The sequence below is a fragment of the Massilimicrobiota sp. An80 genome (genome assembly GCF_002159255.1).
Taxonomy (GTDB): Bacteria; Bacillota_I; Bacilli_A; order Erysipelotrichales; family Coprobacillaceae; genus Allocoprobacillus; species Allocoprobacillus merdigallinarum.
This window is the reverse complement of the sequence record NZ_NFHI01000014.1, coordinates 20,333-35,086: the sequence shown is the minus strand read 5'-3', so window position 1 is coordinate 35,086 and position 14,754 is coordinate 20,333. Positions and strand designations below refer to the sequence as shown.

The following is a 14,754-nucleotide window of genomic DNA, read 5'->3' as shown; positions in this document are numbered from 1 at the left end:
AATATAATCAATGGGGTGGTCTTTTGAAAAAGAAAAAACACAGTTTACTTGTTATTATAATATTATTATGTATCTGTTTGACTATTTACTTCTTTATGCCACATCCACCATGTTCATTATCTTCTTTTGACAAAAGAGCTGTCTGGTTTGCGTATGGAGATTTAGAACAGTTTTCTTATGAATCAAAGGAAAGCTTTGAAGAAGATTTTTCACAAGCTATTGAAAATATAAAAGATTATAAAATCAATACCGTTATTGTTCAGGTGCGTGCTTTTAGTGATGCTTTATATGCATCAGAATTGTTTCCTCTTTCAAGAGTGATTACACATCAGGAATCATTATCATTTGATCCATTAGAAGTGATGATTGACATTGCTCATCAACAAGGTATGTCCATTGAAGCATGGATTAATCCCTATAGAGTCTCTTTAAATCAAGCAAGCTTTGAACAGTTTTTAAATCATTCACCGCATCGTGACTGGTTGGAAGATGCAACTCAGACAATTGGTTATGCCACATATCAATATATTTTAAATCCTGCCAGTCAGTCAGTGAGAGATTATATTGTTGATGGAGTGAAAGAAGTTGTGGAAAACTATGATGTTGATGGTATACATTTTGATGATTATTTTTATGTATCAGGAACACATGATGGCACAACGGCCAATCAACGTATGGATTATGTTAATATGCTCATACAGGATGTTTATCAGACAATTAAAGAGACTGATGAAAATGTTGTATTTGGCATCAGTCCTCAAGGCAATTATGAAAATTGTTTAAATGATGGGGCTGATATTGATACATGGTTAGGGGAAGAAGGCTATATTGATTATTTAATGCCTCAGATATATTGGAGTGATCAGTATGGTGAAAATAAAAAAACAACAATGTTTACTGATCGATGTGAGCAATTTGCGAAAATACCAAGACATCAAGATGTTATGTTATATGCTGGATTAGCGCTTTATCGTGCTGGCGGGGCTGTTGATGAGGATTATGGATGGCAGGAAAACTCTCGTAATATTGCTTCACAAGTTCAAATTTTATATGAAAATGGATATAAAGGGTTTAGTTTATTTCGATATGATTCATTCCTGAAAGAATCATCAATACAGGAATTAAATGAATTATTAAGGCAACATGCATAAAAAAGGATGTGACCAATCGACTTATATAGTCTATTGGATGACATCCTTTTTTGTTTTTGTATGGATTGTTTGTGTCAATTGATAACTTTCATCTATATATTTGAAAATATCTTCATCAGATAATGTTCCATCTAAGATGATAGAAATCCATTTCTTTTTATTCATATGATAAGCTTTATAAAAACCATTTTCTTGAAGTAGTTGTAAAATATGTTCTTCTTTTAATTTTAAATTGATGATTTCTACATCCCCGTTTTCAGAAGTGATTTTATTTTTATTGATGTTCATCATTAAAGCATACCATTTTTGATTGTTGTGATGTCTAAAAACGCCATAGTGAGGATCGCTCGTCCATGGAAAATCAGGATAATCATGATATGTTTTTATTATGTAATCAGCGATTCTATTGGCTTGAGGATATATAAAATATTGCGGTGTAGTACATTGGTCTTTGATATCATTTAAAATCTTTTCATATTCTTGACGTATTTTTGTGATAAATTCACCAGTTTGCGCTTTGATACGAAAATTGATATATTCTTCATGAAAAGCTAAATCAATCATTTTTCCATGAATATCTTCATCAGTATTGATAGTAATGATGACTTGAAAGCTATTATCTAAAATATTTTGAATATAAACATATTGATGACATTCTTTTTGAAAGCCATAGGCTATCAGTTTATTAAAATCAATTTTTGTTCTTTGAAATATATCTTGTTCTAAACTCAAGATGAATCACCTCATTATAGAGAATTTAAGAATTCTTGCCATTGATCTTCATGATCAACAAAATATTTCGGACAGATTTTACCAGTAATATCATAATGTCTAATCACATCTTGACTTTGTAAGTGATAGGAGTCCATTAAAGCACGCACGAGTTTTTGTAATGACTGGTAAGTTGCATCATTAAACTGTCCGCTTTCATCAGGATGGCAGCATTCAATAGAAATGGTATCTTTATTACGATTGTTAGAAGCATAAGCGACTTCATTCAAAGGAATACATTGAATGATTTCTCCTTCTAAACCAATGATAAAATGGCTAGATACAGAAGTCGTTCTGGTTATTTTCAGATTTTCAAAATAATCTCTGTTATTTTGAGCAGTGGAACCAGGATTGGCAGTATAGTGAATCACAATACCATTAACTCTTGGTAATGTTTTTCCACTTCGCGAATTGGGATTAACCGTTAAAAATTGATGTTGTATCGATAAGCCATCAACCTGATATTCTTCAATATCATTATGATGACGTGAAGACAGATAAATTGTTCCTATGCCAATGATCAGTAAAATCACAAGCATACAAATCATAGGCTTTTTATTGATTCTTTTTTTCTTTGCCATAAGATCACCTCGCTTTTACATTATGTCATGATAGCATTGAAAATGTATAAATAATTTCTTAATATTTTATAAATTGATGTGGATATCAACTATTATATCATGATTGTTGATTTGAGAATATCAAATGATTATTGTATTGTAAAAAGTATTGATTTTATGAGGTTTTTATATATGTCTGGATTGACAAAAGGGCGTATATGTGGTATATTACGTGAGCATGTAATAAATTTACTGCCTGTCTATATTTAAGATATAGACCATTAGACCATAGGAGGAGGTAAAAAGATGAATAAGTACGAAATCATGTTTATTGTAAAACCTGATGTTGAAGAAGAAACAAGAAATGCATTAATCGAAAACTTCAAAAACATTTTAACAAATGGTGAAGGAACTGTAGATAATGTTAACGAATGGGGATTACGTGATTTTGCTTATGAAATTCAGGATTACAAAAAAGGATATTATGTTGTCGTAGATACAACAACTACTCCTGAAAATATTTCTGAATTTGAACGTATTTCACGTATCAATGCAAACGTTATCCGTCATATGACTCTTAGAAGATCTAAATAAGAAGGTGAATTCTGATGATTAATCGTGTTGTATTAGTTGGAAGAATGACGAGAGATCCTGAGTTAAGAAGAACAAATAGTGGTGCTGCAGTTACAAGCTTTACTTTAGCATTAAATCGTAACTATAATTCAGCAGATGGACAACAGGCTGATTATATCAATTGTGTTGTTTGGAATAAAGTTGCTGAAAATGTAGAAAGATATTGTTCAAAAGGTTCATTGGTAGGTGTCGAAGGAAGACTTCGTTCACGTAGCTATGATAATGCTCAGGGACAAAAAGTGTATGTTGTTGAAGTTGTTTGTGATAGTGTACAGTTCTTAGAAACAAGAGCTGCTAGAGAAAGAGCACAGCAACAACAACCACAAGTATCACAAGATAACTTCTATGATATGAAAACAGTAGAATTAGAAAAGGATTTTGATAATTCTTTTGATTCATTTGATATCATGGAAGATGATATTCAATTTTAAGGAGGAAAAGGTTTATGGCATTCAAAAGACAAAGACCAAGAAAAAAAGTTTGCTATTTTACAAAAAACAAGATTGATTACATCGATTACAAAGATGTTGAATTATTAAAAAGATTTGTTTCTGCTAACGGTAAAATCATTCCTAGACGTGTAACTGGAACAAGTGCTAAATATCAAAGACAATTAGCAGTTGCTATTAAACGTGCTAGACAAATGGCTTTATTACCATACGTTGGTGAATAGAAAGAAAAAAAGCCCATATAATCAGGGAATTTTGAAGTTAAAATGTAAGCTGGTGGCAAACTGGTGGCACTTTTAAAGTGATTTTTAACTTAATATGATATGTTTTTTTAGAAACTACGGAAGCTATTTCGTAGTTTTTTTGTTGTTTCTTACACCATTACCTCAATATGTCGTAGGAAAGGACTTATTTTGTTATCGGAGCGTATAAAGTCAGCTTGAAACTTTATATAACATATGTGATCATAGATGGGAATTTATACTATGATAAATGACAATATTATGTCGATATGGATGAATATAAGAAATATCATCAATAAAGAAGATTTTTTCATGAAAAAAGGAGTCCAGATTGTCTGGCTTCCTTTTTAGAACAAATCAGAATGTGTACCTGTTCTAACCAATGCAAGTGTCAATTCACATTTTTCTATTCTATAAATGAGAAGCCAATCAGGCTCAATATGGCATTCTCTAAAGTTTCTATAATTGCCTGTCAATTCGTGGTCACGATATTTTTCATCAAGTGGACGCTGATTAGCCAGTTCATTAACAACGTATTTCAGCTTTGCCAAATCCTTTCCACGTTTCTTCATCAGCTTATAGTCTTTTTTGAAGGTATGATGATACCTGATTTTAAGCATCTAAATCATCGAATAATTCATCCACAGTATCAAATGATTTGCTGAGATTCTGATTGTTTGCTGTTTCATCAAGAATCTTAAGAGTATCACTGTTATATAGAGAAACATCAAAAGGTATTCTGCGTTCTCTACACATTTTTTTAATAAAGATTGTCAATGCAGTCGTTGGATTCAAACCTAGTTCTTCACATATCTTTTCGAAATCTTTCTTGACTGAATCATTGATTCTGAAGCTCATCTGTGCCATGTTTCATTCGCCTCCTTCTCTCACCATCATTATATCAAAATGTAATTCGTTGTCAATACATTGAACTACATTGATAGTATACGCAGTTTCAACCATTTTATGCACTATCTCATATCATTATTCATTATGGTAGTATATCTTTAATTGTTTATATACATGATTCATTTATTTTTGTTATAGTGTAAATAATTATATTATAAAAAGGTGATGAAAATCAATTAATGATAATCATTGCTTTTTTTGGGTATAATAAAATTATCGAGCAATTAGATTTACATAATCTCTTTAAAATAATAAATATAACGTATTTCAGTTATCATTGTAGTATAAAATAATCGAATAAATGAATTGTTCAAAGCATATGGAAATAAATTGAATATAAGAAATTTGAGTTGTTTAAAGGGAATGATTAAATTGATAATTCATATTGACAATAAAGATTTATCAGAAAAACTTCAATTTGCAAAAAGGTTAAATGAAATAGTTCCAGACAATGAGATGATTTTTGATTTTACAAAAATGCATAAATTTGATCCTCTTCCTATGTTGTTTATGGGAGCTATCATACGTCATTATATAAACAAGTTTCCACAAATATCCTTTGACTTTACTGGTGTTGATAATGGTGGAAAGAATTATGCAGGCACAATGGGTTTCTTTAAATATATTTCATCATCATTAGAAATTGGAAAGAAACCTGGTGAAGCAAACGGGAGTCAAAATTATATACCCATAACACCAATAGTTATAGATGAATTACAGAAAAAAGAATATGCGAAAGGGAACTATATGGTTCTTGGTGAGTTAATTGCAGCTGAAGCGAGTCGATTAGCACGTGTTGTAGATAGAGGAAATAAAGAATTGCATAGATTACTTACATTTTTAATTCGTGAGATTTTACGAAATACACCAGAACATGCTAAAACAAATACTGTTTGGATATGTGGGCAATATTGGCCAACTTACGAACTTGCAGAAATAGCAATTTTAGATGAAGGAATTGGCATTTATAACAGTTTGGTACAAAATGCTGCACATAAAGAATATATTACGAATAATCAAGAAGCATTATATTAGGCGTTAAAAGCCGGATATCGTCATATTGATACAGCAGCAGCTTATTTTAATGAGGAGGATGTAGGAAGAGCAGTCAAAGATAGTGGTATTCCTAGAGAAGACATCTTTATCACAAGTAAACTATGGTTACAGGATTATGGTTATGAACAAGCAAAAATAGGTATTGCAAGATCACTGAGAAAACTTGATTTAGGATATATTGATTTATATTTGATTCATCAACCCTATGGTGATGTTACAGGAGCTTGGAAAGCTATGGAAGAAGCTAAAAAAGCTGGACAAATCAAATCAATAGGTGTCAGCAATATGACACCTAAGATTTGGAATCAGTATGTTCCTCAATTCAAAACAAAACCAGCTGTTAATCAGGTTGAATGTAATCCATTCTGTCAACAAAGAGAACTTCGTCAAATTTTAGATAAAGATGATGTTAAATTAGAATGTTATTATCCATTGGGACATGGTAATACTGATTTATTAGGACATCCATTAGTCACTTCATTAGCACAAAAATATAACAAGGATGCAGGACAGATTTTATTACGTTTTGAAACACAGGATGGGCTTATTGTTTTACCTAAGTCTACCAATCCCCAAAGAATTCAAGGTAATATACAAATTTTTGATTTTCAATTAACTGAACAAGAAATGGAAGCTATGAGAGCATTAGATACTGGCAAAACTACACATGATCCAGAAGCAGAAGGTGTGGAAGATATGTTACGTAATGCTTTTGTGATTGAAGATTAAATAAAAATATATGATAGCACTTCAGGTTTTAAAGTGTACCCCATGTCAAGGACAATTAAATAAAAAGGTATATTTTATAAAAAAATTATCTTATATGATTGTGTCAAGGAGGAATGACACAGTCTTAAGCCACTGGTCAAGATCAGTGGCTTTGTGTCTAAGATGATTATGTATAATTTTAATGATTATAAAAATTTAGACTTGTTTGTGTTAAGTATGACAAATGTATTGAATTCAAGACCAACAGAAATGGTAATATCATTGAAGGAATCCTTTTCAAAGGAATTTATTATCATTGGATTGCCTTCCCATCTCTTAATGCTTCCTGTCAGCTTACTGTTTTTTTTAGATTCTTTTTGGAATGAGGAATAGCTTTTCAATCAGAATTATCAATCCTACACTGATGGCTATAAGTTCATCTCCACTCGAGAGTATATTTTCCAGCTTGAAAATCAATGCGAGATTTTATCAGTTGATTGAGAAGCAGACTCGTTTTGAATATGAGCTTGTGTTTATTGGGTATATATCTGCCATTCTTCTATGTAGATTGGCTTTCCTTAATCTCATACTAACATTAAGTAAAAAAGAAAAGACGGCAACTTGCCGTCAATATATTATATCAATAGGATTGTTTATCATATTTCCAAGCCTTCATCATTGTCGAGATGATGACTTATCATCTTCTCTATAACATCCAAATATGATTTTGTTTCTGTTAATGAACGCTCTATTTTTCTTTTTTCAAGTCTATAATTCAAAATATAACGTGTTCGAGCTTCCCACAATGAAAACATCTCACTATGATCATCAATATACTCATTAAGATACAATTCAACATTATTGATGTTTGCCAATCTTATCAATTGGTCAATATCGTGGGTTTTTGGATAGTTGACTCCATTCATTTCAAGCATATACTTGATGGATAGCTCCAGTGCCTGCTGGATATGATATCCGACATAATTAAGATAAGCTTCATCATTTATGGCAATGGTTGAGTAAATACTTTCTGCAACCTTTAAATTCTGCTTTGCCTTATCAAAAAGAGTTTCATTGTTCATATATGACCACTCCTTTCTTTTTTATTTCTTTCTTAAGACGTTCATCAGCAGTGAAATTAGTCCATAAGTCAAATACAAAATCAAAATATCTATTGATTACTTTTTTATCCTTCTTCAATTCTACATATAGGTCAATGTCAGAATCATTATGACAATTTGAAGTGATGCTTGAGCCAAATAATGTTATAGACTTTATGTCAGCATCCTGTTTGAGATAATCAAGCATTTCTTTTACTTTCCTTTGTTGTGTTGGATATACTTTTTCGCAGAATGGAAATGGATTTTGAATGCAAATTTTATATTTCAACTTAGACCACCACCTTATATTATAAGTATACCATATATAAACAAATATTTTCCAGTAAATTAACGACCGCAACTTGCCATCATTATAGTTCCATATCATTTTCTTCTTGTAGCTCATCATTAATCAATTGATTATTGGTAAGCACGGTAGATGTTAAATCGGATTGAATTTCATATGATTGAGTTGCTGCTATTTTTCGATAAGGGCGTTTGTTGCACCCAATTCCTGTTCCACAGATTCTTTATTTCTCAACATGACTGACAGATAGGTTTTTCCTTATCTTGGTGCTCTTTTTTGTTGACGCTTATTGTAGCTATTTTTCTAGCTTCTGATAGGCAATCTTTTCTTCAGGAGACATTTTCCTTGTCTTGAGGCGACCATCATTGTATTTTCTAGTATCTTCAAATCTTTCCAAGTGCGGTGCTTCCTTTTTTGTTCGTTGGACAATGTTACTTATATGTTTTGGCCCAAGATTATGTGAATCAATATCAAAGGAGAAAGTATGAAAGAAAGGGTATCACTCTTTGAATAGCAAGTCCAGAATTCCATTTTAAACTTTTGAGAATTTTGTGAGATATCTTTTTAATATATGGATTATCCCTGAGTATTTTCGTTTGTATGTTATAAAAGAAATCTGTTTTATATAGTTTTTTATTAGTAAGTTACTTATCATAGTAAACATCTTGATATAAATCATTATGATATATTTCAGCATTGTTACCTAGAAAAGCCTGGCTTGCATAAATGTCATCTTGTAATTGCCACATTAACCATGCTGTAACATATCCATCTGCTGAATATAACATCTCTCCGTGATCAGCCTCTTTTCTTCGCATCATGACTTTTGGTGAAGGAATTTTATCATACATTTGTTGCATGGCTTCTCAAGGAATAATAGCTTTGGTTTCAAAATCACCTTCTGTTCCTGCAATCATGAATAGGGGAATAGAAATTTGAGTGAGATCATAGGCCCATCCCAAATCATGAGCCATTTTTTCATGAGTGGGTGATAAAGCAATAGCTGTTTTATAAATCTGTTGATGTTTTGTATGAGATATAGCAGTCAATACACCAACACCACCTTGAGAATGACCCGTTAGACCAATGTGTTTCAAATCAATATGATGGTGGAGAATATGATTTTGATTTTCATTAATTTTTATTAAGTAGTCAATTGTTTCATCAGCTGATAAACCAAATCCTGTGCTTGGATCATCATTGCCAATGACAATAAATCCCCATGAAGCCAAATGCTGAAACAAAGCAGGATATTTTTTAGGTAAAACACCAGTTCCGTTTAATATAACGACAACAGGATATTGTTTTTGTGTCTTTTTTAATTCTTGAGGATAATAGATATGGAAATACTTTATGAGTTCTGTTCCTTTTTCTTTTTGATATGAGATATCATTTGGACCTAATTGAAGATATTGAGCTTCTATTGAGCCACCTGTTTTAATAGTCTTTGTATAATTGGTTGGAACAGATGGAATTGTAGACATTAATAAAAGTAAACAACCAACAAGCAATATTAAAATCAAAAGAATTATAGCTATTATTTTTATCATATTTTTAATCACTTATTTACTGACTCCTCTACAGGTATATATTTATCTAAATAAGCTTCTACTGTTTGCATATATTGATAATAGATTTTATTGTCATTTTGTAAGCCATGTCCGGAATGTTCAGCTACAAAGTATTGATAATCAACATGATGATCTTGATAGGTTTTTAATAAACGTTGTGAACCTTTAAAAGGTTGTACTTTATCATATTTTCTATAAGCAACAACACTTGGTACGGTTTCTTCGTTAATCCACATGAGAGCTGAAATAGGTTTGACTTTTTCAAGATATGTCTGATCTTGAATCATTTCAGATGTGATTTGTGTCCCAGACATGACACTGAATAATCCAGCTGCACCTTGTCTGGCTTCATCTGTATTTTGATCAAATCCATATATATTCTAATCTTCTTTGTAAAAGCTTGATGGACCTACAGCACCAAAGAGCAACTGAATGGGAACAGGGGATGTTTTGGCATCACGATAAGCATAAATCATCGCAAGAATATGTCCTGCTGATCCCCCGGCAATTGCCATTTGATCAATGGAATAACCATATTGTTTGGCTTGTTCAATGATATGAGGAATAGCGTCTTTGATTTCTAGAGATTGTGTGTAGACATTGGCATCAGGATTGTCTTCATTAAAAAGTGTATAATTAATCCCAACAGCAACATATCCTTTGGAACAAAGCCATGATAATATATCTTTATCTCCTGATTTGTCTCCAGAGGTAAACCCTCCAGCATGGAGATAAACAACCAATCCATAATGTTTTTTTGTCTGATCATGAGGTAAATACATATCAAATCGGTTTGATTCTTTTTCGCCATAAGATAAATCAGTATACAATGTTCCAACTTCTGGTGTCATTTTCACTTCATCATTTTTGGCCCATGAAGGTTTTAACACAACTTTTGAACCTATTCCTAGTAAAAAACAAACGACAAATGTCATTATGCATATAAATATAAACATTTTGCGGCCTCCCTTTTTTAAACTCATAAAAAGTTTCCTCCAAATAATGTACCACCTAAAAGTAAGTTTAAAATAGTTCTCAATGCTAATCTTCCTAATACAAAAGCCATAATAGCAATAATCAAAAGAATCATTATACGTGTTTTTGTTAAAGTCATATGTTCTCCTTTCGTTTCTATCTTGACAAGATCGTTTGTATTTTGTTAAAATTCTGATGAAACATATGTATCATCGAATGAAACAAGTGTATCATGGTTGATTGGCTTATTCAAGTTATTTAAAAAAATGATACGAAAAGGAGGATTGTGTTACATCATGGATAATGATGAAAGAAATCAATATGTCAAAGTGGCAATGACAAAAGCATTATTAGAACTTTTAAATACAAAAAATTTAAAGGATATAAAGATTAGTGAAATTACTGAAAAAGCTCAAGTTGGGAGAGTTTCTTTTTATCGTAACTATAAAGATAAAGAAGATATTTTAAAACAATATCTTGACAAAATTATCAAAGAATGGAAACTTCAAGATCAGATGCCCTTTGAATTGATTATGAAAACTTTATTTGAACATTTGGTAGCTTATAAAGATTTTTATATTTTACTTTATCAAAAAGATTTATTTTATTTATTTAGAAATACTTTAAAAAAATTAATGATTCAAGATAATCAATTATCTAATCCAGAAGCCTATGCAGTCGCTTATATGACTTATGGCATTTATGGCTGGATTAAAGAGTGGATTGCACGAGGCATGCAAGAAAGTCCGGATGATATTTATGCTTTTATGGAAGCACAAAAAACAGATAAATCTCATATATAAAAGGAAAGTTCTTATGTTATTTTCAACATTTGAACTTTCCTTTTATTCTTGCAAAGTTTCTTTATAATGTGTTCCCCATTGTCCCATAATATCAATAATAGGACGAAGCGATTCACCTATTTCACTTAAACTATATTCAACTCTTGGTGGTACTTCAGGATAAGCCGTTCTAATGACGATACCATCTTCTACCATGGATTTAAGCGTAGCAGTTAAAACTTTTTGAGAAATTCCATCTAATGATCTCCTTAGTTCATTATAACGTTTTTTTTCAGTCATCAAATCTCTTAAAATGAGTAGTTTCCACTTACTTCCTATAAGTTGAACAGTTGTCGCAACAGGACATTCAGGTAAATTTTCTTTTTTGATCATTTTAAACACTCCTTATAGTCAATTTTTATGATATATGCCAAAAGTTATGTATATAAGAATTATATGATATAAGCATATCATGATGCAAATCATAAAATCAATTTTTTTATAATTCCTACTTTTTGGTAACTATAGCACAAAAAAGTGCCTACTTACAAATTTATCAAATTTGGAGTATATTATGATAGAGGAGAGAAGAACAATGGAAAAACAAATGGATTTAAATAAAAAGTCTTTTATACCTGTTCATACAAATATTGAAAATGTAGAACTTGATGGTGAAAAAGTATTAAGAGTTATCAAAGTTGAAAAAATCATGGAATTTGATGAAAATACTTATGCAAAATTAAAAGATTTTTCATTTCACAATGGAACAATCGAAGTGAAAATGTTAAGTCGTCTATTGCCTGATGCACCAGATTTCGCAAGAGGATTTATAGGTATTGCTTATCGTATTACAGATGATGACAAGCAATTTGAGTCATTTTATGTACGACCAACAAATGGTAAACAATGTCAAGATCCTATGAGAAAAACGCATGGATGCCAGTATTTTTCATATCCAAAATATACTTTTGAATATTTTAGAAATCATCAAATCACACAATATGAAGCACCTGCTGATATTGATTTGAATGAATGGATTCAATTAAAAGCAGTTATTGAAGATGAACATGCTTCATTTTATATCAATGATAAGCTGATTCTTGTTGTAGAAGATATGAAACATGGGAAAGATTTGAAAGGTTCAGTTGGATTTTTTGTAGATATTGGAACAGAAGCTTTCTTTAAAGATTTAAAAATTGATATCAAATAGTTATTTGAAAAGCTAACCCTGGGGTTAGCTTTTAAAGTTCATGAAATATAGGTTGCATCTTATCAAAAGTACAATAATATTCAAAGCCTAATTTTTTAAGTTCTTCTCTGGCTTCTTCAATATAAGCACCGAGATGATCGGGTTGATGTGAATCACTACCAATTGTAATAATTTGACCACCCAGTTCTTTATAAAGCTTTAAAATATTTCGAGATGGGGTCATATCTTTTAAGCCATAACGATGATATGAAGTATTGATTTCAATGCCTTTACCATCTTTGATAACAATCTCTAAAATGTCTTTGACAATATCTTGAATATAAGCAAAATCAATAACACCATTTAAATCATAACGTGTAATCAAATCCATGTGTCCTAAAACACTATAATCTTTATATGTTTTTACAACTTCAAGCATTTCCTGATAATAGCGCATATTATATTCAAGCTGTGTTTTGCCTTTTTGAAAATCCTGTGTCCAAAATTCTTGATCTTCTACCTGATGAATAGAAAGAATAATAAAATCAAAAGGATATTCATGAAATAATTTTTGATATTTTTCAATTGTATGTGTCTGAATACCAAATTCCAGTCCCATTTTCAATGTCATCTGATCTTTATATTTTTCTTTTAACTCATCAATTTCTTTTTCATATTCAGGATAATTGACATTTGCTAAAAGTGTTTCATATCTTTTTTGAAAAGCTCGTGGATCATCCCAGTCATACTTGATTCCATAATCCACATGATCAGTAAAACAGATTTCTGATAATCCTTTATTAATACCATCTTTCACAACATCTTCCATGAGATATTCACTATCATCACTATAGTGAGTATGTACATGATAATCACAAAGCATAATATTCCTCCTATCTTTATTTCTAGTTTATCAAAAAAACATAAAATAGAAAGCTAAAAACATCTTCCTGACAAATATTTTTCAATAAAACAAGATTATTTCTTTATTTTCAGAATATATTTTGTAAATCCTATTTACAAAATATAAGCTTATACATTTTATTTTTTAAAACAGGTTTTGAAACTTTCGTTCAAGTCTTTTATCATGAAATCCTTTTTGTTAAATTAAAAAAGCAGAAAGGAGAAAAGTTATGGAAAGTATCAGAAATTATAAAAGTGTAAGTCTTTGGCAACGTTATCAGAATAGTTATTTAAGTTACTTTTTCATGTATAATTTTTATTATTTATCATGGGCATTATTGAGTGCTTTGATTTCAGTTTATTTGATGGGCATGGGATTTAAAGCCAGTGAGGTTTCATTGGTTGTATCTGCCTCATTTTTAATATCTTTAATCACACAACCCATCATTGGTAAATGGAATGATCAGTATAATCTCAAAAAAGTGAATACTATTTTATTTGTCATTGCGATTGTGGGTGGTCTTGTTTTTATGTTATCATGTCATCTTATCATGATTATGATCAGTTACAGTGTTGTTTTGATGAGCATTAATGGTGTCAATCCTATCATGGAAAAAATTGCGACTGCATCCCCTTATCAATATGGAAAAATAAGAATTTGGGGAACAATTGGTTATGCTTTAGGTTCACAATTAGCTGGGCTTCTATACGAACGTATTTCACCACAATCTATTTTTATTGTTTTTGTTTTCACCATGTTTTTATGTATTCTTGGTTTGTTAGGAACTCAACCACATATGCAAAAACAATCACAGCGTGACAATACAGCCAAAACAAGCGAAATATTAAAAAATAAAAAGTTCTTATATTATTTACTGATTTGTGGTCTGTTTTATGGTGTGACTTATATGTCTAATACATTTATTCCATCCATGTTGACAGATAAAGGATTAGATGTAGGAATAACATCGACAGTCTTATCTATTGCTGTTTTTTGTGAAGCACCACTTGTATTATTATCTAGTCATTTTATGGATCGTTTATCTAATAAAACATTATTAATGATTGCGACGACAATGGTCTGTGTTCAATGTGGTGTATATGGATTAGACATGCCTATGTGGATGACTGTGATTGTCACTTTTTTAGTCAAGCATCCTGCTGGAATGTTATTTATAATGACTAATCTTAAAGTTGTGAATACATTAATTGATGAAAAACATCAGATTACCGCTTTAGCCATTGTCGCGACATTAAAAAATCTAGTTTCAATTATCTTTCAAAATGCAGCTGGATACATACTGGATATGAGTTCATATTCTTATCTTTATATGATTTGTCTGATTTGTATGGTGATCAGTTTATTATTAGTTATTTTCTTTAAGATTGATCGAGGAAATGAAAAAAGATTATTTAGTTAGAAATTGGGAATGAGAGAAGAATAAGGA

Annotated in this window: 21 protein-coding genes and 1 pseudogene; 9 read left to right on the top strand and 13 right to left on the bottom strand. The window is 30.8% G+C overall.

Annotated elements, in window-relative coordinates; all coding sequences use genetic code 11:
- Positions 1-23: 23 nt before the first annotated feature.
- On the top strand, positions 24-1,151 hold the full coding sequence (locus B5G32_RS05610; protein ID WP_239386204.1) for a glycoside hydrolase family 10-like protein: 1,128 nt from the start codon (positions 24-26) through the stop codon (positions 1,149-1,151).
- A gap of 30 nt (positions 1,152-1,181) precedes the next feature.
- Here B5G32_RS05610 and B5G32_RS05605 read toward each other — a convergent pair whose 3' ends face one another.
- Positions 1,182-1,883 carry an MmcQ/YjbR family DNA-binding protein gene (locus B5G32_RS05605; protein ID WP_087936091.1) on the bottom strand — a complete coding sequence of 234 codons (702 nt, stop codon included), beginning with the start codon at positions 1,881-1,883 and terminating at the stop codon, positions 1,182-1,184.
- A gap of 14 nt (positions 1,884-1,897) precedes the next feature.
- The gene (locus B5G32_RS05600; protein WP_087936090.1) at positions 1,898-2,503 is read right to left on the bottom strand and encodes a peptidoglycan recognition protein family protein; all 606 of its coding nucleotides are present in this window, start codon (positions 2,501-2,503) and stop codon (positions 1,898-1,900) included.
- Between the two features lie 285 nt (positions 2,504-2,788).
- Here B5G32_RS05600 and rpsF point away from each other — a divergent pair, with 285 nt between their 5' ends.
- From rpsF to rpsR, 3 genes are read left to right on the top strand one after another with little or no spacing between them, the layout of a single operon-like run.
- Complete coding sequence (gene rpsF / locus B5G32_RS05595) at positions 2,789-3,076, top strand: 30S ribosomal protein S6 (RefSeq protein WP_087244235.1); 288 nt, start codon at positions 2,789-2,791, stop codon at positions 3,074-3,076.
- A 14-nt stretch (positions 3,077-3,090) separates the two neighbouring features.
- Positions 3,091-3,546: a single-stranded DNA-binding protein gene (gene ssb, locus B5G32_RS05590; RefSeq protein ID WP_087244236.1), complete on the top strand. Its 456-nt coding sequence runs from the start codon at positions 3,091-3,093 to the stop codon at positions 3,544-3,546.
- A 14-nt stretch (positions 3,547-3,560) separates the two neighbouring features.
- Entirely contained in the window at positions 3,561-3,788 is a 228-nt protein-coding gene (rpsR, locus tag B5G32_RS05585) for a 30S ribosomal protein S18 (RefSeq protein ID WP_087244237.1), read from the top strand.
- 365 nt (positions 3,789-4,153) lie between these two features.
- On the opposite strand, the gene B5G32_RS05580 is transcribed toward rpsR, so the two are convergent.
- Complete coding sequence (locus B5G32_RS05580; RefSeq protein WP_087936089.1) at positions 4,154-4,426, bottom strand: type II toxin-antitoxin system YafQ family toxin; 273 nt, start codon at positions 4,424-4,426, stop codon at positions 4,154-4,156.
- Positions 4,419-4,673 carry a type II toxin-antitoxin system RelB/DinJ family antitoxin gene (locus B5G32_RS05575; RefSeq protein ID WP_087244239.1) on the bottom strand — a complete coding sequence of 85 codons (255 nt, stop codon included), beginning with the start codon at positions 4,671-4,673 and terminating at the stop codon, positions 4,419-4,421. The genes B5G32_RS05580 and B5G32_RS05575 overlap by 8 nt, the downstream gene beginning before the upstream one ends.
- Before the next feature lie 405 nt (positions 4,674-5,078).
- Between B5G32_RS05575 and B5G32_RS13925 the strand changes: the two genes are divergently transcribed.
- The gene (locus tag B5G32_RS13925; RefSeq protein ID WP_204209642.1) at positions 5,079-5,750 is read left to right on the top strand and encodes a hypothetical protein; all 672 of its coding nucleotides are present in this window, start codon (positions 5,079-5,081) and stop codon (positions 5,748-5,750) included.
- Between the two features lie 12 nt (positions 5,751-5,762).
- Positions 5,763-6,500: pseudogene (locus B5G32_RS05570) on the top strand (aldo/keto reductase); the annotation flags it as partial.
- A gap of 635 nt (positions 6,501-7,135) precedes the next feature.
- Here B5G32_RS05570 and B5G32_RS05560 read toward each other — a convergent pair.
- The 7 genes from B5G32_RS05560 to B5G32_RS14270 form a co-directional block, all read right to left on the bottom strand.
- Positions 7,136-7,561 carry a HEPN domain-containing protein gene (locus tag B5G32_RS05560; protein WP_087297504.1) on the bottom strand — a complete coding sequence of 142 codons (426 nt, stop codon included), beginning with the start codon at positions 7,559-7,561 and terminating at the stop codon, positions 7,136-7,138.
- Positions 7,551-7,868, bottom strand: a complete 318-nt coding sequence (locus tag B5G32_RS05555) for a nucleotidyltransferase family protein (RefSeq protein WP_158093979.1) — start codon at positions 7,866-7,868, stop codon at positions 7,551-7,553. The genes B5G32_RS05560 and B5G32_RS05555 overlap by 11 nt, the downstream gene beginning before the upstream one ends.
- Positions 7,869-8,530: 662 nt before the next feature.
- Positions 8,531-8,746, bottom strand: a complete 216-nt coding sequence (locus tag B5G32_RS05550) for a hypothetical protein (protein ID WP_087936087.1) — start codon at positions 8,744-8,746, stop codon at positions 8,531-8,533.
- A gap of 6 nt (positions 8,747-8,752) precedes the next feature.
- The gene (locus tag B5G32_RS05545; protein WP_143746601.1) at positions 8,753-9,436 is read right to left on the bottom strand and encodes a poly(ethylene terephthalate) hydrolase family protein; all 684 of its coding nucleotides are present in this window, start codon (positions 9,434-9,436) and stop codon (positions 8,753-8,755) included.
- A gap of 8 nt (positions 9,437-9,444) precedes the next feature.
- Positions 9,445-9,771, bottom strand: a complete 327-nt coding sequence (locus tag B5G32_RS14135; protein WP_239386203.1) for a hypothetical protein — start codon at positions 9,769-9,771, stop codon at positions 9,445-9,447.
- A gap of 66 nt (positions 9,772-9,837) precedes the next feature.
- Positions 9,838-10,413, bottom strand: a complete 576-nt coding sequence (locus tag B5G32_RS14130; protein ID WP_239386202.1) for an alpha/beta hydrolase — start codon at positions 10,411-10,413, stop codon at positions 9,838-9,840.
- 23 nt (positions 10,414-10,436) lie between these two features.
- The gene (locus tag B5G32_RS14270; RefSeq protein WP_255374748.1) at positions 10,437-10,571 is read right to left on the bottom strand and encodes a hypothetical protein; all 135 of its coding nucleotides are present in this window, start codon (positions 10,569-10,571) and stop codon (positions 10,437-10,439) included.
- Between the two features lie 157 nt (positions 10,572-10,728).
- On the opposite strand from B5G32_RS14270, the gene B5G32_RS05535 reads away from it, so the two are divergent.
- Positions 10,729-11,235, top strand: a complete 507-nt coding sequence (locus tag B5G32_RS05535; RefSeq protein WP_158093978.1) for a TetR/AcrR family transcriptional regulator — start codon at positions 10,729-10,731, stop codon at positions 11,233-11,235.
- A gap of 42 nt (positions 11,236-11,277) precedes the next feature.
- Here B5G32_RS05535 and B5G32_RS05530 read toward each other — a convergent pair whose 3' ends face one another.
- On the bottom strand, positions 11,278-11,607 hold the full coding sequence (locus B5G32_RS05530; protein WP_087244251.1) for a winged helix-turn-helix transcriptional regulator: 330 nt from the start codon (positions 11,605-11,607) through the stop codon (positions 11,278-11,280).
- Between the two features lie 202 nt (positions 11,608-11,809).
- Here B5G32_RS05530 and B5G32_RS05525 point away from each other — a divergent pair, with 202 nt between their 5' ends.
- Entirely contained in the window at positions 11,810-12,424 is a 615-nt protein-coding gene (locus tag B5G32_RS05525) for a family 16 glycoside hydrolase (protein WP_204209640.1), read from the top strand.
- Between the two features lie 31 nt (positions 12,425-12,455).
- Here the strand turns inward: B5G32_RS05525 and B5G32_RS05520 are convergent, their stop codons facing one another.
- Positions 12,456-13,286, bottom strand: a complete 831-nt coding sequence (locus B5G32_RS05520; protein WP_087936084.1) for a histidinol-phosphatase HisJ family protein — start codon at positions 13,284-13,286, stop codon at positions 12,456-12,458.
- A gap of 250 nt (positions 13,287-13,536) precedes the next feature.
- On the opposite strand from B5G32_RS05520, the gene B5G32_RS05515 reads away from it, so the two are divergent.
- The gene (locus tag B5G32_RS05515) at positions 13,537-14,727 is read left to right on the top strand and encodes an MFS transporter (protein WP_087936083.1); all 1,191 of its coding nucleotides are present in this window, start codon (positions 13,537-13,539) and stop codon (positions 14,725-14,727) included.
- The last annotated feature ends 27 nt before the right edge of the window (positions 14,728-14,754 follow it).